Annotated in this window: 24 protein-coding genes and 1 riboswitch; of the genes, 22 read left to right on the top strand and 2 right to left on the bottom strand. The window is 44.7% G+C overall.

Going from position 1 to position 24,655, the window contains the following annotated elements; all coding sequences use genetic code 11:
• Window positions 1-5: 5 nt before the first annotated feature.
• From KSZ58_RS01570 to KSZ58_RS01675, 22 genes are all read left to right on the top strand, one after another.
• On the top strand, window positions 6-851 hold the full coding sequence (locus KSZ58_RS01570; protein ID WP_009588156.1) for an AraC family transcriptional regulator: 846 nt from the start codon (window positions 6-8) through the stop codon (window positions 849-851).
• A gap of 249 nt (window positions 852-1,100) precedes the next feature.
• A complete protein-coding gene (locus KSZ58_RS01575) occupies window positions 1,101-3,191 on the top strand; it encodes a PTS sugar transporter subunit IIC/EAL domain-containing protein (RefSeq protein WP_009270259.1) in 2,091 nt (696 codons plus the stop codon).
• A 432-nt stretch (window positions 3,192-3,623) separates the two neighbouring features.
• Window positions 3,624-4,646, top strand: coding sequence for a Gfo/Idh/MocA family protein (locus KSZ58_RS01580; RefSeq protein ID WP_008818343.1), 1,023 nt, complete (start codon window positions 3,624-3,626; stop codon window positions 4,644-4,646).
• Between the two features lie 35 nt (window positions 4,647-4,681).
• The gene (locus KSZ58_RS01585; protein ID WP_008818344.1) at window positions 4,682-5,158 is read left to right on the top strand and encodes a PTS sugar transporter subunit IIB; all 477 of its coding nucleotides are present in this window, start codon (window positions 4,682-4,684) and stop codon (window positions 5,156-5,158) included.
• A 22-nt stretch (window positions 5,159-5,180) separates the two neighbouring features.
• A complete protein-coding gene (locus KSZ58_RS01590; protein ID WP_002607097.1) occupies window positions 5,181-5,945 on the top strand; it encodes a PTS sugar transporter subunit IIC in 765 nt (254 codons plus the stop codon).
• A 3-nt stretch (window positions 5,946-5,948) separates the two neighbouring features.
• Window positions 5,949-6,770, top strand: a complete 822-nt coding sequence (locus KSZ58_RS01595; protein ID WP_008818345.1) for a PTS system mannose/fructose/sorbose family transporter subunit IID — start codon at window positions 5,949-5,951, stop codon at window positions 6,768-6,770.
• A gap of 105 nt (window positions 6,771-6,875) precedes the next feature.
• Window positions 6,876-7,289 (top strand): PTS sugar transporter subunit IIA, encoded by a 414-nt coding sequence (locus KSZ58_RS01600; protein WP_009270260.1) that lies wholly within the window; start codon window positions 6,876-6,878, stop codon window positions 7,287-7,289.
• A 19-nt stretch (window positions 7,290-7,308) separates the two neighbouring features.
• Window positions 7,309-7,710 carry a hypothetical protein gene (locus KSZ58_RS01605; protein ID WP_008818347.1) on the top strand — a complete coding sequence of 134 codons (402 nt, stop codon included), beginning with the start codon at window positions 7,309-7,311 and terminating at the stop codon, window positions 7,708-7,710.
• A 15-nt stretch (window positions 7,711-7,725) separates the two neighbouring features.
• Complete coding sequence (locus KSZ58_RS01610; protein ID WP_008818348.1) at window positions 7,726-8,376, top strand: HAD family phosphatase; 651 nt, start codon at window positions 7,726-7,728, stop codon at window positions 8,374-8,376.
• Between the two features lie 204 nt (window positions 8,377-8,580).
• Window positions 8,581-9,474, top strand: a complete 894-nt coding sequence (locus KSZ58_RS01615; protein ID WP_008818349.1) for a MurR/RpiR family transcriptional regulator — start codon at window positions 8,581-8,583, stop codon at window positions 9,472-9,474.
• A gap of 410 nt (window positions 9,475-9,884) precedes the next feature.
• Window positions 9,885-10,397 carry a PTS glucose transporter subunit IIA gene (locus tag KSZ58_RS01620; protein WP_009270261.1) on the top strand — a complete coding sequence of 171 codons (513 nt, stop codon included), beginning with the start codon at window positions 9,885-9,887 and terminating at the stop codon, window positions 10,395-10,397.
• Complete coding sequence (locus KSZ58_RS01625) at window positions 10,394-11,251, top strand: PRD domain-containing protein (protein WP_009270262.1); 858 nt, start codon at window positions 10,394-10,396, stop codon at window positions 11,249-11,251. Before KSZ58_RS01620 ends, KSZ58_RS01625 begins: the two co-directional genes overlap by 4 nt.
• A 23-nt stretch (window positions 11,252-11,274) precedes the next feature.
• Window positions 11,275-12,660 (top strand): PTS transporter subunit EIIC, encoded by a 1,386-nt coding sequence (locus KSZ58_RS01630; RefSeq protein ID WP_009270263.1) that lies wholly within the window; start codon window positions 11,275-11,277, stop codon window positions 12,658-12,660.
• A gap of 14 nt (window positions 12,661-12,674) precedes the next feature.
• Window positions 12,675-13,637: a translation initiation factor eIF-2B gene (locus KSZ58_RS01635; RefSeq protein ID WP_008818353.1), complete on the top strand. Its 963-nt coding sequence runs from the start codon at window positions 12,675-12,677 to the stop codon at window positions 13,635-13,637.
• A complete protein-coding gene (locus tag KSZ58_RS01640) occupies window positions 13,630-14,553 on the top strand; it encodes a pseudouridine-5'-phosphate glycosidase (protein ID WP_008818354.1) in 924 nt (307 codons plus the stop codon). Before KSZ58_RS01635 ends, KSZ58_RS01640 begins: the two co-directional genes overlap by 8 nt.
• Before the next feature lie 380 nt (window positions 14,554-14,933).
• Entirely contained in the window at window positions 14,934-15,434 is a 501-nt protein-coding gene (locus tag KSZ58_RS01645; RefSeq protein ID WP_074747659.1) for a type III toxin-antitoxin system ToxN/AbiQ family toxin, read from the top strand.
• 280 nt (window positions 15,435-15,714) lie between these two features.
• Window positions 15,715-16,422 carry a LytTR family DNA-binding domain-containing protein gene (locus tag KSZ58_RS01650; RefSeq protein ID WP_009270265.1) on the top strand — a complete coding sequence of 236 codons (708 nt, stop codon included), beginning with the start codon at window positions 15,715-15,717 and terminating at the stop codon, window positions 16,420-16,422.
• Window positions 16,419-17,648 carry a GHKL domain-containing protein gene (locus tag KSZ58_RS01655; protein ID WP_009270266.1) on the top strand — a complete coding sequence of 410 codons (1,230 nt, stop codon included), beginning with the start codon at window positions 16,419-16,421 and terminating at the stop codon, window positions 17,646-17,648. The genes KSZ58_RS01650 and KSZ58_RS01655 overlap by 4 nt, the downstream gene beginning before the upstream one ends.
• A 57-nt stretch (window positions 17,649-17,705) precedes the next feature.
• Window positions 17,706-18,395, top strand: coding sequence for a hypothetical protein (locus KSZ58_RS01660; protein ID WP_008818358.1), 690 nt, complete (start codon window positions 17,706-17,708; stop codon window positions 18,393-18,395).
• A gap of 255 nt (window positions 18,396-18,650) precedes the next feature.
• Window positions 18,651-19,325, top strand: coding sequence for a response regulator transcription factor (locus tag KSZ58_RS01665; protein WP_002607108.1), 675 nt, complete (start codon window positions 18,651-18,653; stop codon window positions 19,323-19,325).
• Window positions 19,322-20,728, top strand: a complete 1,407-nt coding sequence (locus KSZ58_RS01670) for a HAMP domain-containing sensor histidine kinase (RefSeq protein WP_008818360.1) — start codon at window positions 19,322-19,324, stop codon at window positions 20,726-20,728. Before KSZ58_RS01665 ends, KSZ58_RS01670 begins: the two co-directional genes overlap by 4 nt.
• Window positions 20,729-20,801: 73 nt before the next feature.
• Window positions 20,802-21,866, top strand: a complete 1,065-nt coding sequence (locus tag KSZ58_RS01675) for a PepSY domain-containing protein (RefSeq protein WP_008818361.1) — start codon at window positions 20,802-20,804, stop codon at window positions 21,864-21,866.
• Window positions 21,867-22,040: 174 nt separating this feature from the next.
• Here the strand turns inward: KSZ58_RS01675 and KSZ58_RS01680 are convergent, their stop codons facing one another.
• Window positions 22,041-22,703 (bottom strand): hypothetical protein, encoded by a 663-nt coding sequence (locus tag KSZ58_RS01680; protein ID WP_002607111.1) that lies wholly within the window; start codon window positions 22,701-22,703, stop codon window positions 22,041-22,043.
• Window positions 22,684-24,201, bottom strand: a complete 1,518-nt coding sequence (locus KSZ58_RS01685) for a DUF1538 domain-containing protein (protein ID WP_008818362.1) — start codon at window positions 24,199-24,201, stop codon at window positions 22,684-22,686. Before KSZ58_RS01685 ends, KSZ58_RS01680 begins: the two co-directional genes overlap by 20 nt.
• A gap of 303 nt (window positions 24,202-24,504) precedes the next feature.
• Window positions 24,505-24,605: riboswitch (purine riboswitch) on the top strand.
• The last annotated feature ends 50 nt before the right edge of the window (window positions 24,606-24,655 follow it).

A 24,655-nucleotide genomic window follows, 5' to 3' on the forward strand; every position in this document is an offset into this window, starting at 1 on the left:
AGGTGATGCCTGTGTTTTCGAATGGAAAAAACCATATCCTGCGTGAAGAAACAATACATTTAACAGAATTTGCACAGGTACATATGCAGATGGTAAAGCATGTTGCACATTTTACATGTATAGAAGCTCATATTCTGCATTTTCATAAACATGACGATCGCCAATATCTTGTGCTGTATCTGCCACAGGGTACAGGTATCCTGGTAAAGGGCAGCGATTATACGGCGCTGACTGGCTCCTGCACGCTGATTCAGTCCTATGCTTCTGTGTTTTCGATTTATCTGGATGAAGGCTGCGAGGTATATGCCGCACTGTTAACAGGGGAAAGTATTCAGGGATATATAAAGCAGGAAACAATTCTTCAGGACCTTCGTTTTCATAAGAAAACAGAAATTTTCTTTCACTCCGTTTTTCAGAGTCTGGATAAATATCATTTGGTGGACGAGTATTCCATCAGCTCTTCCGTGCTTCGCCTGTACAGTGATCTTCACTATCAGCTGCACGAGGCACAGCCTGGCAGTATGAAACAGGAAATGGTGGATAAGGCAGTTTCTTTTATCGAGCAGAATTATCGCAGAGATATCGGTCTGAAGGATATTTCAGAGGCTGGCGGCTACAGTGAATACTATTTTTTAAGAGTTTTCAAAGAGGTTATGCGGATGACTCCATACGAATATCTTATACGTAAGCGGCTTTCACAGGTGAAAATCCTGCTTTTGTCTACAGGGAAAACAATCGAGGAAATCGCGCTGGAATGCGGATTTAAATCAGATATCAGCTTATATAAGGCATTTAAGAATATGTATTCCATAACACCCGGGGAATATAAAAAATGCGTAGGCAGGGGATAAGGCTCTTGTGCTTTCGGTAATTCAAAGAAACATTATCAAAAAGGATCAACTTTGATATTTCCCTCAAATGAAGTGTGTCCTGTTCATTTCAAATAAGAAAGGGAATTTGCGTAAATCAGGAAAAATCTGCTGTTTCTATATCCTTTGCTTTTTCTGAAGATACACAGGTGCTGTGCTGCTGGTTCTATTGGAAAGCGTTGTTGCATCCCTGGTTCTATGGTAAAATAGAGATATTGTAGAGGGCAACGTATGAAAAAAGGGTACCGGAAATTTTTTGATTCCATATTTATATTGTCAATTAAACGCGGATTGATGCTGGCAATCCCTTTTCTTATCCTTGGAAGCTTTGCTTTGCTGCTGTCCAGCTTTCCACTGGATGCCTACCAGTCATTTCTGACCTCCTTTCATCACGGAGCTCTGCTTACCGTTTTTAACAGTCTGTATGAAATAACACTGAATTCGCTTGCACTGATTCTGATTATCACGATTGCACTTTCCTATGGGCAGCTGCATGCGCTGGACGATGTTTTCTTTTATCCTGTGGTGGCCATGGTTTCCTATCTGGCATTCTGCGGAGGAATGGAATATGCCAATGAGATTTTCCATCCGGAATGGGTGTTTACAGCTATGTGTATCACAATGCTGTCCTGCTGGCTGTTCCACAAGGGTATGCATTGCGGCAGGCGTTTTGAAAAGCTGCATACTGCCGGTGCGGGCTATACGTTTAACAAAGCCATACAGGGGATTTTTCCGATTGCTGCGATTGCTCTGTTCTTCGCTGTTATCGGTGCAGTGCTGCGTGCACAGTTTGGAGAAGTCAACATTACAAATTTCGGTGCCTATTTATTTATGGGATTGTTTGAAAAAGTGGGAAAAGGGCTGCCCGGTGCTCTACTGTATGTATTCTTTGCACATTTTCTCTGGTTTTTTGGAATACATGGTACCAATACGCTGCAGATGGTCGCAAAGCAGTTTCTGGAGCCCGGTATTCTGATCAATCAGCAGCTGGTACAGGCGGGACAGCTTCCAACGGAAATATTCACAAAGACTTTTCTGGATACGTTTGTCTTTATGGGAGGCTGCGGTGCTGCATTATGTCTGATTACGGCGATGCTTTTAAAAGCGAGAAAGAGTAATAACCGCAAGCTCGCCAAGGTAGCGGGGATTTCCGTTTTATTCAATATCAATGAAATTGTAATATTCGGTTTTCCGGTCATCTTCAATCCGCTGATGCTGCTGCCGTTTCTGCTTGTTCCTCTGGTTCTGACACTGACCAGTGCGTTTGCCATGCAGCTGCAGCTGGTACCTCTGCCCACACATTTCGTGGAATGGACGGTTCCGATTCTCATGAGCGGATACGAGGCATGCGGCTCTGTTTCCGGCAGTTTGCTGCAGCTGTTTAACCTGATTCTGGGGACTTTGCTGTATATTCCGTTTATTCGTCTGAGCGAAAACCAGCAGAGTGAGGAATTTGAAACGGCGGTGCGGACAATGGAAACCGATATGGCGGAAGGTGAGGCAAACGGAGCACTTCCGGATTTTCTTGATGATCACTACTTATATCATTTCCCTGCCAAAACACTGGCGATGGATTTAAAGAACGCCATGCAGCGAAATCAGATTCATATGCATTATCAGATACAGCGGGATAACGCCGAGCATATACATGGGGCGGAAGCTCTTCTTCGCTGGGAGCATCCGGTAGCCGGAAGAATTTCCTCGCCGCTGATGGTAAAGCTGGCAGAAGAAGAAAGCTTTCTGGATGAGCTTGGACTTTATATCATAAAAGAAGCATGCAAAGACGCACAGAAATTACAGAAGGAAGGTACGCCCCTGTCGATTTCTGTAAACATATCACCGAAGCAGCTGGAAAGCGCTGTATTCGTCAGGGAGGTGCGCAGAATTCTTCAGGAAGTCGATCTGCATGACATCCAGCTGATTCTTGAGGTTACGGAGCGTTCCCTGCTCAGTACCTCCGGACGTATTCTGGAGCGCATCCGGGAACTGAAGCAGCTGGGAATTCAAATGAGCATGGATGACTTTGGCATGGGGCACAGCTCGATGATGTATCTGCAGGAAAATGCATTTGATGAAGTTAAGCTGGATGGCAGTCTGGTTCGTCAGATTCTGGAAAATGAACGTTCGCGTGATATCGTGCGCGGTATCACAAGGCTTGCGGCATCTATGCAGTTTCATGTCGTTGCGGAATTTGTAGAGACCAGGGAACAGATGGAGCTGCTGAAAGCTCTGCATTGCGATATTTATCAGGGATATTATTATGGAAAGCCATGCAGCTGTGATGAATTTATTATCAAATATCTAAAACAGGAACCTCGCTGATTCCTGTTTTTTTTATGATAAGGTAACTTGTCAGTTCCAACAGCGCTACAAAAGGATCATCAGATGTGTCATGATGGGAAAAGCCCTACAGTCATAATTGAAATGGCAGGGGTAGTAAGCTGAATGCGTGCTGCAGGAAATCTTTCTGTAAAGGATGGAATACATTCGTAGTTGACAGTACCGTTTGTGTATGGATACCGTTATTCAATATTTTGCTTTTTAAAGCAGAACAAATCCTAAGCTGAAGTATACATACTGAAGCATTACTTCATACAGAGTTGCATATGCATGATGAAAGGTCTTACAAATAGTTTATACAGGCTGTTTTCGATTTAAAAGAAGTAAAACTACAAATTTATAAAAATATATTGAAGTATTACTACTTTTATGATATATTCAATGTAGCAATACTTAAAGGAAGGTGAGCAACGTATGAAAAAACTGAATATTGCTGTTGTAGGCGCGGGGATTTACGGAAAAAATCACCTGGATGCCTACACTTCAAATCCCAACGTTAATCTTGTTGCAGTCTGTGATTTAAAAAAGGAAATCACGGATAAAGTGGAACAGGATTATCAGGTGAAAACGTATAACGACATGGAGGAAATGCTCAAAAGTGAGGAAATTGATGCTGTTTCCGTAGCAACACCGGATCCGTATCATAAGGACCCTGTGATGACCGCCATACGCTATGGAAAGGATGTTCTGGTGGAAAAACCACTGGCAACTACTTCTGCAGATGCCTATGACATCATCGAGGCAGCGGAAAAAGCCGGTGTCCGTGTTATGGTGGATTACCACAAGCGCTGGGATCCGGCATCCATAGCAGTTAAAAACAAGCTTGCAGATGCAGGGACAGGAAAACCGGTACGCGGCTATATGCGTATGGATAATGTCTATGATGTCGCAATCAACTGGCTGAACTGGTCATCCGATTCCAGCCCGGTCCACTTTGTCGGAACACACTGCTATGATTTGATTCGCTGGTATATGGGATGTGAGGTCGTACAGGTGTATGCTGTGGGACATAAGGGAATCCTGCAGGAAAAGGGTGTGGATACGTATGACAGTATTACAGCAATTCTGGAATTTGAAAACGGATGCACTTGGACTGTGGAAAATGCGTGGATTCTGCCTAACGGCTTTGCGAAGGCAGATGACGGATGCTCTGAGATTCTCTGTGAACATGCAATGATTCGTGTGGATTCCCAGAAACGCGGTGTTGAATTCTTTGATGATCAAAAGCAGTATACCCCGAATATCTGCTTTATCCAGAACCATAACGGTCGTGCGATCGGCTTTGGAATTGATCCGTTAAACGATTTTGTGGATTGCATTCTCCATGATAAGCCGTTTGTCGCAAATCTGAATGACGGTTTGGAAGCAGAGCTGATTGCAGAGGCTGTGCATAAGAGTGCGGATACACGTCAGGTAGTAAAAATCGAAAGAAGATAAAGTCCCGACAGGGTAAAAGGAAAAGAGGAAAAGCTATGGGCAAACTGAATATGGTTCGTGTTGATTATCGTATGGTACATGGACAGATTGTGGCAAAATGGATCAAGTTCCGTCCGGTTGATCGTTTGATACTGGCAGATGACAGCCTGGTGGATGATCCTTTCATGGGTGATATTTATCGCATGGCAGTACCGGATCGCGAGGTTGATATTGTCAAGCTGGGGGATGTGCAGACAGCGATTGACCGAAAAAATGATACCGTGCTGCTGATATTCAAGGATGTGGCATCTGCATATACGGTATACAAAAACGGCCTTCAGCTGCCGGAGCTGAATGTCGGTGCAGTGCAGAACAGTGCACAGCGTAAAGCGGTTGTTCAGGGGGTTGCGCTTACCGTTGAAGAATACGAAAAATTAAGCGAAATGAAGGCGGAGGGTGTAAACGTGTTCCTGCAGCCGATACCGGAAAATGATCCGGTAAGTCTTGGATCGATTGAAAAGAAGCTGAAATAATGAAAGGGAGTGTGAGGTTATTATGAGTGGTACACAGTTGGTTATCATGGCGGTGGCAATGGGTCTGATGTATTGGATCGCCCGGGGAATGATTGGTGGATATTTTGCATTCTTCTTTATTGCAAGTCCTATCGTAGTAGGGGTTGTTGCCGGTTTGATTTACGGGGATTTGACAAAGGGATTGATTATCGGCGGCGGTATTGCCGCAGCGTTTGCAGGAATCATTGCGCCGGGAGGGAATCTTCCGACGGACTCGGCACTGGCGGCGACAACCGTCATACCGATTGCTTTGGCAACGGGGCTTACGGCGGAGCAGGCGATAGCATTTGCCGTTCCGATGGGACTGCTGGGCTCCTTTGTGACAAACCTGCGTAAAATGATCAATGTTATCTTTGTGCATAGAGCTGATGAATTTGCGGCAAAGGGAAACCTTTCCGGCATTACCAGATGTGCAGTGGTGTATCCGCCGCTGATTGAGATTCCATTGCTGTTTCTTCCTGTATTTTTAATTGTTATGTTTGGGCAGGATGCTATGCTGACCTTCATGAACTCCGTGCCTAGCTGGGTTATGCACGGTCTGGAGGTTGCAGGCGGTGTGATGCCGGCAATCGGATTTGCTCTGATTATGAACATGATCGGAAAGCCGAAGATGATTCCTTATACGGTACTGGGCTTCATTGTTGTAAAGGCAGTAGGTCTGAATACCCTGACAGCTGGTCTGGTCGCAGGCTGTGTTGCAGTGCTGGTTGTACTGGAAAAACGTGAAAGAGAAAAGGAGGGTGCATAGAAGATGGCTGAGGAAAGAAAAACATCATTGACAAAACGGGATGTCAACCGTGTAATCGCCAGATGGTATATTACAACGGAAATGTCACTGAATTATGAACGTATGCAGTCTATTGCATATACATATGCCTTAATTCCGGCTTTGAAAAAACTATATCCGAACAAGGAGGATATGATTCCTGCGCTGCAGCGTCATCTGGAGCTGTTTAATACCAATGCGACAGCCGGTGGTCTGATTCTGGGAACTACGCTGGCAATGGAAGAGGAAAAGGCAAACAATCCGGATGCGATTCCTTCCGAATCCATCGTTGCCGTTAAAACCGGGTTAATGGGGCCGGTTGCGGCACTGGGGGATTCCTTCAGTGCAGGGACCATTACCACTCTGTTCATTCTGGCCTCCTGCTCTCTGGCACAGGGCGGCTCAATTGCCGGCTTCTGGCTGCTGCTTCTCGGTACGATGTATACGCTTGGCGAATTGATTATTTTTACCAAAATGACCTATACAAAGGGGCGCTCTGCAATCAAGGATATCATGTCAAGTAAGCTGATGAGCAATATCATTGAAGGTGCGAACATCCTTGGTATGGCAATGATGGGTGCACTGACTGCTTCCATGGTTAATCTGGCAGTTGCTATCACAGCAAACTTTGATGAGGCAACCTTGAGCGTACAGGAAAAAATCGACGGTATCATGCCGGGTATTCTGTCCATCGGTGTGTTGTTTATCTATTATTATCTGATCAGCAAAAAGCATGTCAGTGTAGCGAAGCTTGTCTTCTTCACCATTGTGATTGCACTGCTCTGTGCCGCAATCGGATTGTTTTAAACACATAACAACATGGGAGAATACTCTCTCAGGTAATGAAACATAATCCGTATGGGCATTCCGAAAATCGGATGCCCATATGGTGCAAAATGAGGAGGAACACAAATGAAAGGAATATTATTGGCAAGTCATGGCCGTTTGGCGGAGGGATTGCTGGATACGCTGCAAATTTTCTGCGGAGAGCTGCAGCAGATGCAGGCGCTGTGTCTTCTCCCCGGTGAGGAAATCACAGAATTTATGGAGAAGCTGGAAGCTGCTATACAAAAGGTGGATACCGGAGAGGGTGTTGTGATTTTCTGCGATCTGCTCTTTGGCTCTCCCTGCAACTGCAGTGCGAGATTGCTGCAGGACGCGAAGTATGCGGAGAAAATCAGTGTGATAACGGGGATGAATTTGTGCATGGTACTGGAATATATCGGTTCCGGAGCTGCCGGCATGGACAGGGAAGCGCTGGTGGATACCGGACATAAGGGAATCGTGGATTTCAATAAGCTGCTGAGGGAACGTCAGGCAGCATAATGCAGGAGGAGATGGAGCTATGAAGGAAGAGGAGATCAGAGACATATTAAACAGCCATCAGATCTGCTTTGCGCAGCATGGAACCCTTTGTGCAACAGTGAAAGCAGGAATTGGAGCCTACCAAAACGGATTGGGTGAAATCATGCATACGATGAAGGATCATATACTGCATATCAATGCGCAGGGAATCGCTATTCTGGCGGTTGATGATATCAATGGAGCGCCGCAGGAGCATACCCTGCTGTTTCTTCCGCATGAGGATATTGTATCGACTACTATCAAAATCAAGCTGCTTCATTTTCTTTTCACGATAGAGACAAGGAAGGGGACCATCGTGTACAAGCTACATAAAAACGTACTGGCATCACCATGGCATAAAGAAAATCTCTCCTTCCTTCTGTTAAATTCACCTTCTGCATAGGAAAAAGGAGGCAGTATGAGGGCTGGAGCTATTTTTGATATGGATGGTCTGCTGTTCGATACAGAGCTGGTATATAATCAGGAGTGGTATTATATTGCAGAGCTTTACGGCCTAAAGGTTGATCCTGCGATGCTGGATGAGCTGCGTGGTACGAACGGTACCCGTATGAGTGAAATTGTGAATACATACTGGCCAAGGGTTGATGCAAAGAAGCTGACAGATGAATTGTTTGCACATGCTATCGTAACATTATCCAAACAGGTTCCCATGAAACCGGGTGTTGTGGAGCTTCTGGAGTATCTGAAGCAGCATGCAGTTCGCATGGCAGTGGCAAGCAGTGCTCCTATGGAGCTGATCAAAAGCAATCTGCGTCTGGCAGGAATAGCAGACTATTTTGACGCTGTAGTGAGCGGGGAGCAGGTAGAGCATGGAAAGCCGTTCCCGGATATCTTCCTTCTAGCTGCACAGAAACTGAATCTGCAGGCGCAGGACTGCTATGTTTTTGAGGATGGTATCAATGGTGTGAGGGCAGGCATACAGGCGGGCTGCTCTACCATTATGGTTCCTGATCTGGTGCCGCCGACAAAGGAGCTTTATGAGCAATGTACGGGTATTTATCCAAGTCTTCATGCGGTTTTACATGCGTTGCAGACATATACGTGTTAGGATACAGTCTGCCTGTCATATAGCTTTCAGCGATGATTGCAAAGGCTTATAGCGCGCCTTGTGCAGAACATATGGTACCCTTTGCCGGGAACATATTGCATTTTTTTCACTCCGTTGGTAGAATGTGATATGTAAGTGTATGCTTCATTACAAGCATCACAGATGGTTTCACCCGATGTGTGGAAGCCAAGTGAAGGAGAGTTTATGCAAGCAGTTAATATCATATCAAGTCTGGAATCGGTCATGCCGTTTCTATCCGCAAAAGAAAAAAAGTTAGGAAATTATGTATTAACCCACAGTCAGGAGATTCTTTCGCTAACCTTAAAGGATCTTTCATTGCAGGCGGAGGTTAGTGAGGCAACCGTGATCCGGTTTGCGCGCAAGCTGGGCTGTGAGGGCTATTCCGATTTCAAACTCTCCCTTTCGGCAAATCTGTCTGCCAATTTCTATAATGAGAATTCAGACATGATTCTGGATAAAATCATGCCTACAGACACACCGGATTCCGTATTGAAGAAGCTGAGTGCCTTTATTGTTACTTCTATTCAGTCTACTACGGATATCATAGATTCACAGGAGCTGGATAAGGCGATAAAGCTGATTCGGGATACAAATGAGCATAAACGTAAGATATATCTGAGCGGACTGGGCGCAAGCAGTACACTGGTGAAGCAGCTGCAGATAAAATTCATGCGGCTGAATATTCCGGTAATCTACTATGAGGATGTGCATCTTCAGCTGGAGTCCAATCTGAATATGGCAGAGGATGATTTGCTTATCTGCTTTACGACTCTGGGGAAATCGGTACAGTCACATCAGTATATCAATATTGCGAATCAGAAAAAGGCAAAGATTATTCTCATCACCCAGTATGGCAATCAGGAGCTGGCAAGCAAGGCAACGGTAACGCTGTTTGTATCGGCTGTGGAAAATAATCTGCGGCTGGCAAGTCACACGGCACTGATTGTACAGTCCCTGATCGTTGATACATTGTTTTTATCACTGGCACTTGACAATTTGCCTGAAATTCAGGAGGGTGTGGCAGAAAAGAATCGGATTTTTTCAGAGCTGGGTTATAATATGAATGATTACAAATAAGGTTTAGAAAGTGATGGTAAGCGTAACGGATAGGAAGGTAGCGATTACTTTCCTTTTTTAATTTCTTATCCGTGCGGATGTATTTGAATGATAATATACTCATAAGTAATATACCTTGGCGTATGGAAACGATATGTGTATCGGTCGTGAGCAGGAATTAGAATCTATGAATCGACTTTATAGGCAGGATAAGCTTCAGTGCTTATAAGAAATATGTCGCGAATAAACATCATGTTAAATATTGGAAATATAAAAACTAAAAAAAGGATTGACAGAAAAATCCGGCAGTGTTTAAATAAAGGTGTAAAAAGAATATAGGAATCATAGAGTTTGTAACTTATGAAGAAAGTAAGGCAAGGCTCAAAACGCAGAGACGTTTTGGGCCTTTTCTGACGTTTATGGAGGAAATTATGAGATTACTTAGAAAAAGAAAAAGCTGTAATTCTACAGCAGACATTTATATAGCATCCCCCTGTGACGGTGAGGTACTGCCGCTGCAGGAATCAAAGGATCCCATGTTCCGTGATGCGGTATTGGGACAGGGCTGTTTTGTTTATCCGAAAGACGATTGTATATATGCGCCAGTTAATGGAGTTGTGGAGGCGGTGTTTCCAACCAGGCATGCAATTGGAATCCGCAGCCAGAGCGGTCTGCAGCTGCTGCTCCATTTTGGAATAAATACTGTACAGTTAAACGGGTTGTATATGAAAACCCATGTAAGGAAAGGAGATGTGATAACTGAAGGAAAGCTGCTTGCGGAAATGAACATTGCCGGTGTGATAAAAGCCGGCTATGATCCCGATGTGTATGTCATTATTCTTGAATCAGAGCACAAGAAGGTGACAGTTTTTGAACGGGAGGTCTATCACGGAGAGACCTTGATGGAGGTACGTGATACTACTGAAAGGATGCAGATAGAATGAGTTATACATTTGTTCGTGTTATCAATAATAATGCGATTGTAGGGGCTGATCGAAAGGGGGAGGAAGTGATTCTTCTGGGGAAGGGAATCGGTGTCCGCTGTATCAAGCACAGGCGCTATATCGTTGCGTCCAGTCTGATAGAAAAGGTGTTCGTTGTGGAAAAAAAGGCCAATGAACGCTATGTGGAGGAGCTGATTAAGTCAATCCCGTTTCCCTATATCGATACGGTAAATAAGGTTGTAGCTCTGGCGGAAAGGCTGTTGAATTATAACTTTAAGGATCAGCTGTTTCTTACGCTGCTGGATCATATTTCATTCTCCGTGCGAAGATTACAGGCTCATGAGGATATCCAGAATCCGCTGTTACAGGAAATTCGGCAGTTTTATCCGAAGGAATATGACGCTGCACAGCAGGCGGTGGAATTGATCAATCATGAGCTGCATGTACATTTTGATGAGAATGAGGCAGCCTTTATCGCCTTTCATTTAATCAATGCCATGTCATCGTACGGGCACAGCCTGAATAAGAAAATGACGATCATTATGAGTGAGCTGACGGATATTATTCAGGATACCTTTCAGATTGAGCTGGACGAGCAATCCATATATTATACACGGTTCATTACGCATCTGAAATATTTTCTGGGCAGAGTACTGAATGACCGGCATGAGAACAGCTTTTTGCGTGAGGAACAGAATATGCATGAGCTGGTAAAGGAAAAATATCAGTCTGAATGGGAATGTGCTTTGCATATCCGGGAGCATCTAAAGCAGAAATACAGGGTGGATACCTCGGATGAAGAGCTTGGATATCTGACCATGCACATTGTACCAATGCTGACGAAAAGAAAATAATCTTGAAAATGGAGGAAGTAACCATGGCAATACAAAAACAAAAGCTTGCGGCCGATATACTGGAATATGTCGGCGGTGTAGACAACGTCTGTGATGTAGCACACTGCATGACGAGACTTCGTATTGTTGTAAAGGATGAAAAAGCAGTGCAAATGAAGCAGCTCGAGAAGCTGGAGGGGGTTATGAAAGTCGTCATTCTCGGGGGACAATATCAAATAGTATTAGGTGGTATAGTTGACGACATCTTTGATGAGGTAGCGGCAGTATGCGGGGATCGGGTCAACATAAATGAGGAAATGATTGCAGAGAATCTGGATGCAGAGACAAAAAAGGGAAGACGTTCTCTTCTCGGTATGCTGGTGGAAACGATTTCAGCTATTGTTACACCGATCATCCCGGCGATGCTTGCCTGTGGATTTATAAAAACGCTGGCTGTTTTATTCACTGTCGTCTTTAAGGTTGACGAAGCAAACAGTACCATACAGGTACTGAATGTGGTATCGGATACACTGTATGCATTTTTCCCAGTCATCATCGGATGGTCGGCTGCCAAGAAATTTAAAACAAACATGGCAGTTTCTCTGGTGATTGTGGCATTGCTTGTGAATCCGGCATTTACAGGGCTGTTTGCGGATGGTGCAAGTGTAACCTTTTTGGGAATTCCTGTAACGGATGTTTATTATGGAAGCTCTGTTCTTCCAGCGATTTTATCTATTTATCTTCTTTCCAGGGTGGAAATGCTGCTGCGGAAAATCATTCCGGGAGCATTGAGAAGTATTTTCGTGCCATTTCTGAGCACCCTGACCGTATTTCCCCTGTTGATTCTGGCAATCGGTCCAATCGGTGTCTGGGGAGGAAATCTGTTTGCCTCCCTGTTTACCAGTATGTATGACTTCAGTCCGATACTGGCAGGAGCATTGATTGGAGGCACCTGGCAGATACTGATTATTTTCGGAATGCATATTGCGATTCTCGGTCTGGTTTCCGTACCGAATATTGCAGCTTATGGAAGAGATACGGTGATTATGACACATGCTCCAAGCCTGATTTGTCAGGTTGCGGCAGGTCTGGCGGTTGGCTTAAAGGCAAAAAATCCTGAAATCAAGAAGAATGCGATTACGCTGTCATTGACTTCATTTTTTGCGGGCAGTGTTGTTGAACCGGTCATGTACGGGATCAATCTGAAGTATAAAAGGCCGTTTATCGCAGTTTGTATTGGCGGTGCGATTGGCGGTGCAATCACAGGGGCAAGTCTGGCGGGGACAACAGCAGCAGTAGCATTCAGTCTGTATACGATTCCCGCATATCTCGGTGCCGGCTTTACCGGCCTGCTGATTGGCTGCGGTGTAGGAGCCTGTGTTACCTTTATCCTGACCTGGATTATGGGATTCGATGAAAAAGCAATATAGAGAGGAGCGTTTATATGCGTGTAAAGGACATACAATTTAAAAATGCTGAGCATGTAATTGAAGAAATCAAAAGTATGAATGTAAAGGGCGGTAGTCCGTTTGGCAGAGCTGCTGCATGGGCATTCCGTCTGGCCTGTGAGCAGGAGGAATTTCAGGATACGGGGCAGTTACAGAAACGCATGGAGCACATCGCACAGCAGATGCTGGACTTAAAGCCCACCATGGCTACGATATTCAATACCTGGCAGCTTGTGAAACAGACAATGTTGAAAGAGAAACAGGATGTATACCGGCAAAAGCAGGCAGTGATCAGCCTGTGCTCCAATATCATTGCGTATTCATTTGAGGCGGTAGAGCAGCTTGGAGTGTATGGGGCTTCGCTGATACAGGATGAAGAGGTCATCATGATGCATAGCTATAGCTCAACGCTGATGGGTATTTTTTTGAAGGCGGCAGAAATGGGAAGAAAATTTACAGTCATCTGTACGGAATCCCGTCCGTTGAGAGAATCCAGATTGGCAGTGAACATGCTGAGAAGTGCAGGCGTTTCGGTGATTTATATCACAGATGCATCCATATATGAATTCCTTCCAAGAGCCGATATGGTTATTATGGGAGCGGATACCCTGTGTGCCGATGGTTCTGTCGCAAACAAAATGGGAACGGCTATGATTGCCGGATTAGCGAAGGCCTGTAAGAAAAAAGTGTATATCGCCAGCGAACTATATAAACTAGACTTGCGTACGCAGGTTGGCTATCGGGTTGTTCTGGAGCGTCGCAGCGCATGGGAGATTCTGAATAAGGATGATTTTGATTCTCTGGATGGAATTGATGTTGTGAACCAGTTTTTCGATATCACACCGGCTTCCGATATTCAGGCGATTATTTGTGAATATGGAATTATCCCGCCTGCGTCTGTATTGAATTTCTGGAAGGATTTGGAAAACCATGTGAAGGGAGACGGGAATAATGGGTAAGTACATAGATTATCTGGATATTCAGGAAGAGGTAAAGGCAGCGCTTGAGGAGCATCGTGGAGTTGTGGCACTGGAGTCAACCATCATATCCCATGGCATGCCGTATCCGCAAAATGTGGAAATGGCAAAAAATTGTGAACGCATTATCCGAAAAGCAGGTGCCGTGCCTGCAACGATCGCCATCATAGACGGCAGAATAAAAATTGGTCTTTCACAGGAGGATTTGCAGAGGCTGGCCAGTGCGGATACTGTGATGAAGGTTTCCAGAAGAGATCTGGCAGTGGCAGTGGCTGAAAGGCGAATGGGGGCAACCACTGTGGCAACAACGATGATGTGTGCAGCCATGGCAGGTATTCAATTCTTTGTGACAGGTGGTGTCGGTGGCGTTCATCGGGGCTATGAGGAAACGATGGATGTTTCAGCCGATCTGGAAGAGCTTGCACAAAGTGATGTAACGGTAATCTGTGCAGGTGCCAAGTCCATATTGGATATTCCGCGCACGCTGGAATATCTGGAAACAAAAGGGGTAACTGTTATCGGCTATCAAAGTGATACACTTCCTGAGTTTTTCACAAGAGAGGGTTCCTGCAGACTACAGCAGCGTATGGATACGGTAGAGGAAATTGCACATATGCTGCATGTGAAAAAGGATTTGGGAATAAAGGGCGGTGTTCTTGTAGCAAATCCGATCCCGGAAGCATATTCCATGGATGCAGCTTATATCAATGCAATGATCGAGAAAGCATTGGAATGCGCAAAGGCTCAAAATATTAAGGGAAAGGATACAACGCCATACCTTCTGGCACATATTGTGAAGGCAACACAGGGAAAAAGCCTTGCGGCGAATATTCAGCTTGTGTATCATAATGCGGAAGTGGGTGCGGCACTGGCTAATGCATATGCCAAAAAAGAATAGCTTTCTAAGTTGGCATACATGAAGAGATAAGGAAAGATGGATCTGGTAATCTTTCCTTCTTGCATTTTGTGCACTATGTTATAAATAATTCCAATTTTATTTGTTTTATAAGTGTCGTTTGAAATTTATAAAAGTTTTTTCTAAAAAATTTTTAAACAGATGTGACATGTCTTCGTTTCTGTAGTACTATAATAATGAAGGTAAAAAGCGGTGTACTCTACCTTGGAGAAATCTAAAAGTGAGAGCTAAAAAAGCGGTGTACTCTACCCTGGAGAAATCTAAAAGTGAGAGCTAAAAAAGTGGCTGGCGCAAGCTGGCTTTTTTAAATAAGGGGTGGTTATGTGTGGTGATTCAAAAATAAAAGGGTACAGTTTTTACAAATAGATGTTGCATATACTGATTATTTAAGAAAACACATTGATTTGGGAATATCTGCTGAACACCGGGAATCGGTGAGTGAAATGCGTCCATTTATCGGTATTCTTATGACACATGATGATATTGAATATGTCATTCCTTTAACATCACCTAAAGATAAGCATAAAAATATGAAAAATACGATGGATTTTCATAAAATAAATGGAGGGAAGTGGGGAGCGATAAATTTCAATCATATGTTTCCTGTTTTGCATGATCCTTCTGTTTATAAAATAATAAGGCCATTAAAAGATGTGAATACATACAGTAATCTGTTAATAAACCAAATCTCGTGGCTGAATAAAACAGAAAATAAGGAAATGGTTTTAAAAAAAGCAGAGAAGCTTTATGAAGCATATGTAAACGATACCTTACAGGATAAAATAAAGAAGAGGTGTTATGATTTTAAAAAGCTTGAAAAACACTATAAAGAATATATAACACAGACATTATCACAAAAGTAATAATATGATGAAAAAGCTTCAATAGGAAGTTTTTTTATTTAAACGAACAATTAACAAAATCTGCATAAGTATTTGTATTGTGCGTTGATTTCCGTAAGCTTGTGTCTGATCATTCCTTTGCCCTATAAGCATACCACGGCGTAATGGAATGAAAGGAATGTGTAATCGGAAAGAAGCAGGAGATTTATGACAGGGACAGAAATTTCCATACTTGAAAAATAAGGGGTAGAAACAAAAGGGAACATGGTATAATAAACTATAAAGACAAGGGGAGATACCGATGTATCATATAGCAATTCTGGATGATGAAAGAAAAGAAGCAGAGCATATAAAAGAACTGGCAGATGTATATTTTGACAGGAAGGAACTGATGCAGCGGCGCATTGATATCTTCCATAACGGAAATGAGCTGCTTGCGCATGTAAAAGCCATCCCCTGTGATCTGCTGTTTCTCGATATTGAGGTGGGGCAGGAAAATGGTATAGAGATTGGCAGAAAGCTGCGTCAGATAGCACCGGATATGATTATCGTTGTTATCACAGGATATTTAAAATACAGTGTGGAGGGCTACAAAATTCAGGCTGCACGCTATCTGTTGAAGCCGGTGAATGCACAGCTTTTATACAGTGAGCTGGATGAGGTGCTCTCTCTGGATGACCGACAGACACTCGTTCTGGAGGAACGTGATACGTATCATAGAATCAAGCGAAGAGACATCCTGTATGTCGAAACAATGGGAAGAGGCACCCGCTTTCATACCCCGGAGGGAACATTTGAAAGCAGAGAAAGTCTGAGTATATGGGAACAACGTCTGGATGCTGCCTTGTTTGTGGAATGTCACAAGGGTATCCTCGTCCATGTACGCCGCATCGTATCGATGGAGAAAGACACGATTCTGCTTGAAACCGGTGAAACACTGCCTCTGGCAAGACGACGTGTGGAAACTGTGAAGGCGGTATGGCGCAGCTTTCAGGAGAAGTACGCATGAGCTTGTTCCTGCGGGTCTTTGAGATTTTGATGATGTGCACGCTTTGCTATTCCTACCATGAAACTATGCGTTCGCAATACCGTTCCTCACTGGCTAAAATCCTGCCCTATCTGATAACCGGATTCTTTCTGATTCTCATATCGCCCTGGCTTTCTATAACCATACTGCGGATTTTGCTGGCGGTTCTGCTCTGCCTGTCCATCCTGCTGTATCGCAACGACTGGCGGTCCCATCTGTTTTTTATCGGTTCCCTGATAGCCGGTGCGATTATCGTTCAGATCATCAGCACGCAGAATCCAGCCTTTCATGCAGAGCCTGCAGACTGGCTGCAGGGCTGTCTGTATTGCGGAGTCGTATTTCTCATACAGCTGCTTCTGTTTTACTATCGGCATGTTCAATATGAACAGCTTTATGTGCCTGTTTTTGCCGGTGCGGCTTTTCTCTATTTAATCATTTGTGCCTATATAGGAAGTCAGGGGATACATGTGGATACCGGTATCATCTGCAGCCTGCAGGTGCTGGTGATACTGGTGATGAAGCTGTATCGGATCTGCTTCTGTCTGGAAATCCGTCGGGAAAAGGAGCTGCAGGCGATGGTGAAGACACAGCATATGGTGGAAAACAGAGAGCGCTATGAACGCATTCAAAAAGAGAATGCATACATCATGAAATCCATGCATGACTTAAAAAAGCATGTGGAGCTGCTGGAACAGATGAAGCAGGGAAATCCTGCGGTTGATGACTATCGTAGTGATATTATTGTGAAAACTGAGCATATGCTGAATGTACAGAAAACAGGTGATGAGCTGATTGATAAGATATTACAGCTGTATCATCCGCGTTTTCAGGTGGCAGGGATTCGCTTTCAGCTGGAAAGCGATGTGATAGATTACAGCTTCATGGATCCAATTGATCGCTGTGCGGTACTCTGCAACATGCTGGATAATGCACTGGAAAGCTGTCTTGCCGCAGAGGAGCCGTTTATTTTACTGCGCATGGTGGAACAGCATTCCACGATTCTGTGGAAAATGAAAAACAGCTGTATACGCATGGAACAGGAAAAAGAGGACGCATTTGCACATGGCTTCGGCATGCAGAATATAAGAGATATCGCCCGTCATTATCAGGGAACACTCAGCGCCGGCTGGGAACGCACACATCTGCTGTTTCGTACAACGGTAGCCTTCGATAAACCGCTGATGTCGGAAAATGAACCGCTTATGTAAAAACGCGGGCAAGGTGAACTTTTACGGATATAATGATAGCGAAAGAAGGGATATATCATGTCAGAAAATATGAAATTCAAACGAAAGGTATTAAGTAGAAAAAAGATTATTTCAAGCTTTCTGGTTGTTCTTGTTTTGTCATTATGTCTGGGTGGCTTTATGTACGGTCTTGCGGATAGCTTTGAGGATTTTGCGGATATCCGTATCCTGCAAATCGGCTTCCTTGTACTGTTTCCGCTTTTTACTGTGATTATGTGGGTGCCGCTGTGTCTGGGCGGCGGTCAGATTTATGATATGCGTGAGGATGCACTTGTCATTATTCCGGCATATAAGGATCGTCAGAAATGGAATATGATCCTGCATGTGTTATGCAGTGATGATGTGACACCGTTTCTGCAGGAAATACGATATGAGGATATTGATCATGCGACCTTCACGGTGGATCGTAAGGCCGGTGTATGGGGTCTGTCCAGATACACCTATCTGTTGAAGCTGTATAAGGAAAAGGATCTGTTTGTGACTCTGTATATCAATCCTATGGATAACGGTATTCTGCTGCCTGCCGGTAAAGGCGGAATATTGCTGACCGGCTTTCGCACAAGTGAGGATATTCTGAATATGATGCAGCTGATCACGGCCGGCGGTATGCGCCTGGAGGATCCCCACCATATCCTGGATGCGATGAAACGAAGAGATATCGAAATCTACGATTATCTGGAAAGTCTGCAGATCAAAAGAAGATATTAAGCAACAGAAAGCGTCACCCTGTGTAATTCGCAGCAGGGTGGCTTTTTTTGAAGTAAAGCTGTTCACAGTAAACTAAAAGAATAAAGATAAATTGCTGCTGTTGAAAAACACGTAACCTTCAGAGGACGCAGGTATCAAATTCTTGAAAAGACTGTGGAGAATGGAGCATAATACTGCTAAGATAAAAGTGATAGCTTTCTCATGTTACTTTCATATTTGTATGATACTATGGAAGCAAAGGAAGGAGATGCAGGAATGAGACTATTGTTTGCAGAGGATGAACGTGATCTGAATGATATAGTATGTCAAAAGCTCAGAAAGGAAGGCTATACGGTAGATGCCTGCTTTGATGGAGCGGAGGCTCTGGAGTTTCTGGCTGTTGCCGATTACGATGCTGTAATTCTTGATATCATGATGCCGGTGATGGACGGCTATGCGGTTTTGAAGCAGCTGCGTGCTGAGGGAAGAATGACACCTGTATTGTTTCTGAGTGCGCGGGATTCCATTGAAGACCGTGTTCTGGGGCTGGACAGCGGAGCTAACGATTATTTGATCAAGCCGTTTTCCTTTGCTGAGCTGATGGCCAGAATCCGAACGATGATCCGTCTGTCCAAGGGAAGTCAGACCTCCCTTCTTCAGGTCGGCGATTTAACTCTGGACACGGCTACGCATACAGTGCACCGCGCAAATAAGCTGATACTGCTTTCCGCAAAGGAATATGCATTGCTGGAATATATGCTGCTGAATAAAAATATCGTGCTTTCCAGAGAAACTATTGAGGAGCATATCTGGGATTTCGATTATGCAGGAGGCACGAATCTGGTAGATGTTTATATCAGCTATCTGCGTAAAAAGATCGATGGCGCATCCACCTGCAAGCTGATTCATACAGTACGAGGAAGCGGTTATGTAATAAAGGAGCCTTCATGAAGCGTCTGAGTATTCGTGCGAAAATCACGCTGTGGTTTGCACTGGCCATGAGTGTTCTGGCTGCCCTGACACTGGGCTGTGTGTGGATGATCAGTGATAATGTCGTACAGAAAAACATCAAGGACTCTCTGGTGGAAATGGTCAGTGACAATGTGGACGAGGTAGAGTATTACAGAAATAAGGAGGATGCCAATCCGGATGGCGACAGAGATATTTACATACAGTATAAAAACGGGTATCTTGAAATTGATGATGACTATCTGGATCAGATGAATGGGATATATACCACCTTATATAAGGAGGATTATGAGCTGCTGTATGGAGAAAATCCAATAGCAGAGGCAAGCGGAGATATTGCCTTTGCTGATAATAAATTGCAGACACTTCGCTATAAGGGAACAACGTATTATCTGTATGATCGCTCCTTGAAGGGAGAAGGCATGGAGGATCTGTGGCTGCGCGGCATAGTATCCCGCAGTCAGGGAGCACGCTGGATGGATGCAATCGTTATCCTTTCCATGTGGCTGATTCCCGTATTGATTTTACTGGCACTTGCGGGCGGGTATTTTCTGGCAGGCCGGTTTCTGCGCCCGATTCAGCAAATGATACAGGCAGCCTCCGGTATTCAGCAGGGACAGGATCTGAAGAAGCGGATCGAGCTGAATAAGGGACAGGATGAATTGCATCAGCTGGCAGATACCTTCAACGGTATGATGGATCGGCTGGAGGCGTCCTTTCAGGCGGAAAAGCAGGTTACCAGAGATATGTCCCATGAGCTTCGCACCCCGGTAACGGTGATTCTTTCCCAATGCGAGCTGTCACTGGAGGAGGAACAGGACAAGAGTACCTATGCGGATGCATTGCGGCTGATTCAAAGACAGGGACAGAAGATGTCCGTCCTTATCAATGATATGCTGATGATGACACGCATGGAGCAGAAAAGGGATAGCATATGCATGGTGAAGCTTGACTTCAGCAGCCTATGTGCTTCCGTTTGTGAGGATCTTCGCTTGATACGCGAGAAGAACATCGCGCTGAGCTGGCAGCTGGAAGAGCATGTGTTGGTCATGGGAAACAGGGAGCTGCTGCAGCGTCTGCTTGCAAATCTGATTGCCAATGCGTATCGCTATGGAAAAGAGCACGGGCATATTCAGGTTGATCTGAAGCAGGAACACGCAGAGGTCTTATTATCGGTGACGGATGACGGCAGGGGAATTGCGAAGGATCAGCTTGCACATATATGGCAGCGGTTTTATCAGGCGGATGCTTCCCGCAGCAATCAGGGGAGCGGTCTGGGACTGGCGATGGTACAGGAGATTGCGCAGCTGCATCATGGCTATATGAAGGTGGAAAGTGTGCAGGGAAAGGGCTCCTGCTTTACCTTCTGTGTACCGATGAAATAAATATGTATTCTCATATTGCTTTCATCTTTCTCTGCTATACTACTGGTGTAAAGGAAATAAAGGAGTGAATGAGATGATGAAAAAAATACAACAGCTTTCCACATCTGTGAAGGCATTACTGGCAATCGGCGGTATCTCAGTTTTAGCAGGCGGTGGTGTTATAATAACGAACGCGATGGAAGCAGACAGCCGTATCGATGCGGACAAGGCAAAGGAAATTGCATTGCAGGATGCCGGTGTGAAAGCTACAGCGGCACAGTTTGAAAAGGCGGCATTGGAAAAGGATGACGGACAAAGCGTATATGAGGTGAAATTCCATACGGATGAGCATGCCTATGAATATACGATTACCGCAAAGGACGGACATATCCTGGATCGGGATGTGGACACATGGAAACAAGGCCCCGCAGCAGATACGTCCCCGATTTCGCTACAGGATGCAAAGAATAGGATGCTGAAGAATGCAGGGCTGAAGGAACGTGACGGAACCTTTCTCAAGGCTTCCTTAAACAAAGAGGATGCGCAGGAGATTTACGAGCTGAAATTTAAAACTGCACAGAAGACATATGAATACAAGCTGCTCGCAAAGGATGGGACGATTCTGGAAAAGGATATGGAAACGAATGCAGCTTCAGGCAGTGAACCAGAAAACAACAAGGGCAATTCAACAGCCTCACAACAGCTGATCAGTAAAGCAGATGCCAGAAGCAGAGCGCTGCAGGATGCCGGTGTGAGTGCAAAAGCTGCGACCTTTACAAAGACAAAGCTGGATTATGAAAATGGCAGGCAGGTATATGAAATCGAATTTGTGACTGCGACTATGGAATATGATTATGAGCTTGATGCAGAAAGCGGGGCTGTCAGAGAACGAAAATCTGAACGGCTGGAAATTCAAAATCAGGAGCAGTCAAAGCCATCCGCTTCCTATATCGGAGTGGATCGTGCAAAAAGCACAGCACTCTCACACGCCGGTCTGCAGGCAGGCAGTGTGACCTTCACCAAGGCGAAGCTGGAAAACGATGACGGTATGTCGGTATATGAAATTGAATTTCGCAAAGGCTCCACAGAATATGAGTATTCAATTGATGCATACAAGGGGACAATTCTGGAATGGGATAAGGAAACGGATCACGACTAAGCGGCAAGCGGACGACGTGAGATAAGACAGGGGACGTTGCTGCACCTTGCTTATCGCTGAGGGGCTGGAACAATTCACGTTGAAACAAGATGAAAAAAGGGTCAGCATTGACCCTTTTCATCATGATGTAACAAACCTGCATTGAGCAAAGGCATGAGCTGAAGCTTTTTCAGTTTACATTCCGATGAATTCATCCACCGGCATGGAGAAAATAAGACCTTTGGCTTCGGTTTGAAGACCTGCAGCCATATTGATTTCATGCATGATCTGCTTGTAATTCTCATAGACGGATAAAATTACAACGATATCCTTTTCACCCTGCAGCCTGATACCGAGAAAGGAGGTCGCATCATCCTCATGCAGGGAACGGGCATGGAGAACCGTACCACCGGTGGCGTTCGCTTCCTTGGCAGCTTCCATAACCTGATCACGCCAGCCGTGTTCTACGACCGCAATAACAAGCTCATACTTACGTTCCTTCTGTTCCATCTCTTCCTCCTCATAGATTCTTCCACATAAAATTTTACGTTGAAACAGGCTGCTGATTCCGCTCAGCGGCATGGTAAACATAATACCGTGCCCCATTTTTCTGATTTGTGTTTCCTTTGCGATCCGATGCATAACCTCATGCTCCAGCTGGGCAGGAAGACAGCAGAACAGCAGCTCCTTATCCGTTTCACCGATTCCCAGATAATCCAGCAGATCAGAGCCTGCTGTTCCCAGTGCGAGAATGCCATAGGTGAAATACAGCTGGTATGACCGGCATAGCTCTGCGACCTGCTCTCCTTTATCCCGGTTTACAATAATCACCAGACACTTAATTTTCTGTCCGCTCATTTATGACCTCCTCAAACTCCATAATGCTATCCTCCTGCAGCTCCCCGGCAGCTGTCTTTTTATGCTTTGTCATCACAAGACCAAGAATCTGGATGGTCAGAAGCGGTGTCATTGCCACCATCGCTACAATGCCGAATGCATCCAGTAAAACATTTCCCCCAAGCTGCTCACAGGCACCCATGGCAAACGGCAGCAGGAAGGTGGCTGTCATCGGACCGCTGGCTACACCGCCGGAATCAAAGGCGATGCCTGTAAATACGTTAGGTACAAAGAAGCTCAGTATAATTGCTGTAAGATACCCCGGAATCAGAAATACCATGATGCTGATACAGCTCAATATGCGCAGCATGGCGATTCCAAGCGATATGCCAACACCGATTGAAAGAGAATACAGCATGGCCTTCGTCGATATGGTACCTGATGAAATATCCTCCACCTGACGGGTAAGCACATGCACAGCCGGCTCCGCCTTCACAATGAAGAAGCCGATCAGCACGCCGATGGGGATTAAAATCCAGTTATAGGACAAGGCTGCTATCTGCGTTCCTATGAAATAACCGGCGGGCATGAAGCCGACATTGACTCCGCATAGGAACAGAATAAGACCGAGAAAGGTATACAGAGCGCCAACGAGAATTTTAATGATGGCACGTTTGTTGAAATAGCTGCTGATAAGCTGAAACAGGAGAAAGAAGCACAGGATGGGAAGCAGTGCCTTGCTTACCTCCCACATGTAATGCGGCAGCTCTGTCAGAAAAATCCGAATGACATCCTTGCTTGTTTCCACATAAGCCATTTCAAACGGTGTATATGTCGCACCCTGTGGCTCATACAGAATGCCCAGCAGCAGGACTGCCAGAATCGGACCGATGCTGCACAGCGCTACGATACCAAAGCTCTCCTCTTCTGCATGCTTCTGCGTGACATTGGCCATACCAATGCCCAGTGCCATGAGAAAGGGGACCGTGATTGGACCGGTTGTAACCCCGCCGCTGTCAAAGGCTACTGCCATGAAGGTATCCATGGAAAAGTAGGCAAGCATAAATACCAGTGCATAAAACAGCATAAGCAGATATTTCAAATTCCAGTGAAACAGTATTCTCAGCAAAGCCATGACCAGAAAGAAGCCGACACCGGCAGCGACTGTCCAGATTAACGTGTTGTCCGGAATGCCGGGAACCTGATGTGCAAGCACTGTGAGATCAGGCTCTGCAATCGTTATGATAAAGCCGATGACAAAGGTGATGCATACCATAAGACATCTTTTTTTTGACGTGCTGAGCATGGTGCCGATGCCCTCTCCCATTAGCATCATGGACATATCCGCACCCAGGGAAAAAAGTCCCATGCCGATAATCAGCATTACGGCACCACAGGCAAACAGCAGCATGGTACCCACCGGCATCGGAGTGATTGTGATACTTAATAAAAATACAATACAGGTAATCGGTAATACAGAGGATACCGCTTCTTTGATTTTGTTTTTCAGTTTTGTCATTGATTCACCTCTCTTTTCATTCTCTATACATCTTATAGTTCTATTTTAACATGTATGATTGTTTTGTGACTGTTTACATATAGTTCAAATCAATGGATGGTATACATTATATGGATAAGTATCCATTGATTTCCAACGGCTTGTATTCCACAATCGCTCGGATAGGGGTCAGCATTGTCAGCTGTTGTATACAGGAAAAAGAAAGCTTGCAGGTTGTAATATCGGATATCCTGTACGGTGTGATCACACTTTTTTTAAAGCTGACAGGTAAAGTGTTTATTTATGTAGAAAAATAATACAATATGTGGTAAAATCTTTACGTTTCGTATAATTCGCGTGGTATGGTGCGAATGTCTCTACCCCAGACCGATACCTCTGGGACTACGGAACTGATCATTTTATTATATCTATGATAAAAGATTGGTTCCCGCATAATCGACGGGAACTTTTTTCA

Source organism: Erysipelatoclostridium sp. DFI.2.3 (genome assembly GCF_019132535.1).
GTDB classification, from domain to species: domain Bacteria; phylum Bacillota_I; class Bacilli_A; order Erysipelotrichales; family Erysipelotrichaceae; genus Clostridium_AQ; species Clostridium_AQ innocuum.

Excerpts from the sequence above, each read along its gene's own strand:
- KSZ58_RS01635 (WP_008818353.1), top strand. The coding sequence starts at position 12,675 with ATGCGTGTAAAGGACATACAATTTAAAAATGCTGAGCATGTAATTGAA.
- KSZ58_RS01585 (WP_008818344.1), top strand. The coding sequence starts at position 4,682 with ATGGGCAAACTGAATATGGTTCGTGTTGATTATCGTATGGTACATGGA.
- KSZ58_RS01620 (WP_009270261.1), top strand. The coding sequence starts at position 9,885 with ATGAGATTACTTAGAAAAAGAAAAAGCTGTAATTCTACAGCAGACATT.
- KSZ58_RS01575 (WP_009270259.1), top strand. The coding sequence starts at position 1,101 with ATGAAAAAAGGGTACCGGAAATTTTTTGATTCCATATTTATATTGTCA.
- KSZ58_RS01600 (WP_009270260.1), top strand. The coding sequence starts at position 6,876 with ATGAAAGGAATATTATTGGCAAGTCATGGCCGTTTGGCGGAGGGATTG.
- KSZ58_RS01570 (WP_009588156.1), top strand. The coding sequence starts at position 6 with ATGCCTGTGTTTTCGAATGGAAAAAACCATATCCTGCGTGAAGAAACA.
- KSZ58_RS01625 (WP_009270262.1), top strand. The coding sequence starts at position 10,394 with ATGAGTTATACATTTGTTCGTGTTATCAATAATAATGCGATTGTAGGG.
- KSZ58_RS01670 (WP_008818360.1), top strand. The coding sequence starts at position 19,322 with ATGAAGCGTCTGAGTATTCGTGCGAAAATCACGCTGTGGTTTGCACTG.
- KSZ58_RS01655 (WP_009270266.1), top strand. The coding sequence starts at position 16,419 with ATGAGCTTGTTCCTGCGGGTCTTTGAGATTTTGATGATGTGCACGCTT.
- KSZ58_RS01580 (WP_008818343.1), top strand. The coding sequence starts at position 3,624 with ATGAAAAAACTGAATATTGCTGTTGTAGGCGCGGGGATTTACGGAAAA.
- KSZ58_RS01685 (WP_008818362.1), bottom strand. The coding sequence starts at position 24,201 with ATGACAAAACTGAAAAACAAAATCAAAGAAGCGGTATCCTCTGTATTA.
- KSZ58_RS01675 (WP_008818361.1), top strand. The coding sequence starts at position 20,802 with ATGATGAAAAAAATACAACAGCTTTCCACATCTGTGAAGGCATTACTG.
- KSZ58_RS01630 (WP_009270263.1), top strand. The coding sequence starts at position 11,275 with ATGGCAATACAAAAACAAAAGCTTGCGGCCGATATACTGGAATATGTC.
- KSZ58_RS01595 (WP_008818345.1), top strand. The coding sequence starts at position 5,949 with ATGGCTGAGGAAAGAAAAACATCATTGACAAAACGGGATGTCAACCGT.
- KSZ58_RS01650 (WP_009270265.1), top strand. The coding sequence starts at position 15,715 with ATGTATCATATAGCAATTCTGGATGATGAAAGAAAAGAAGCAGAGCAT.
- KSZ58_RS01680 (WP_002607111.1), bottom strand. The coding sequence starts at position 22,703 with ATGAGCGGACAGAAAATTAAGTGTCTGGTGATTATTGTAAACCGGGAT.
- KSZ58_RS01610 (WP_008818348.1), top strand. The coding sequence starts at position 7,726 with ATGAGGGCTGGAGCTATTTTTGATATGGATGGTCTGCTGTTCGATACA.
- KSZ58_RS01615 (WP_008818349.1), top strand. The coding sequence starts at position 8,581 with ATGCAAGCAGTTAATATCATATCAAGTCTGGAATCGGTCATGCCGTTT.
- KSZ58_RS01640 (WP_008818354.1), top strand. The coding sequence starts at position 13,630 with ATGGGTAAGTACATAGATTATCTGGATATTCAGGAAGAGGTAAAGGCA.
- KSZ58_RS01590 (WP_002607097.1), top strand. The coding sequence starts at position 5,181 with ATGAGTGGTACACAGTTGGTTATCATGGCGGTGGCAATGGGTCTGATG.
- KSZ58_RS01605 (WP_008818347.1), top strand. The coding sequence starts at position 7,309 with ATGAAGGAAGAGGAGATCAGAGACATATTAAACAGCCATCAGATCTGC.
- KSZ58_RS01665 (WP_002607108.1), top strand. The coding sequence starts at position 18,651 with ATGAGACTATTGTTTGCAGAGGATGAACGTGATCTGAATGATATAGTA.
- KSZ58_RS01660 (WP_008818358.1), top strand. The coding sequence starts at position 17,706 with ATGTCAGAAAATATGAAATTCAAACGAAAGGTATTAAGTAGAAAAAAG.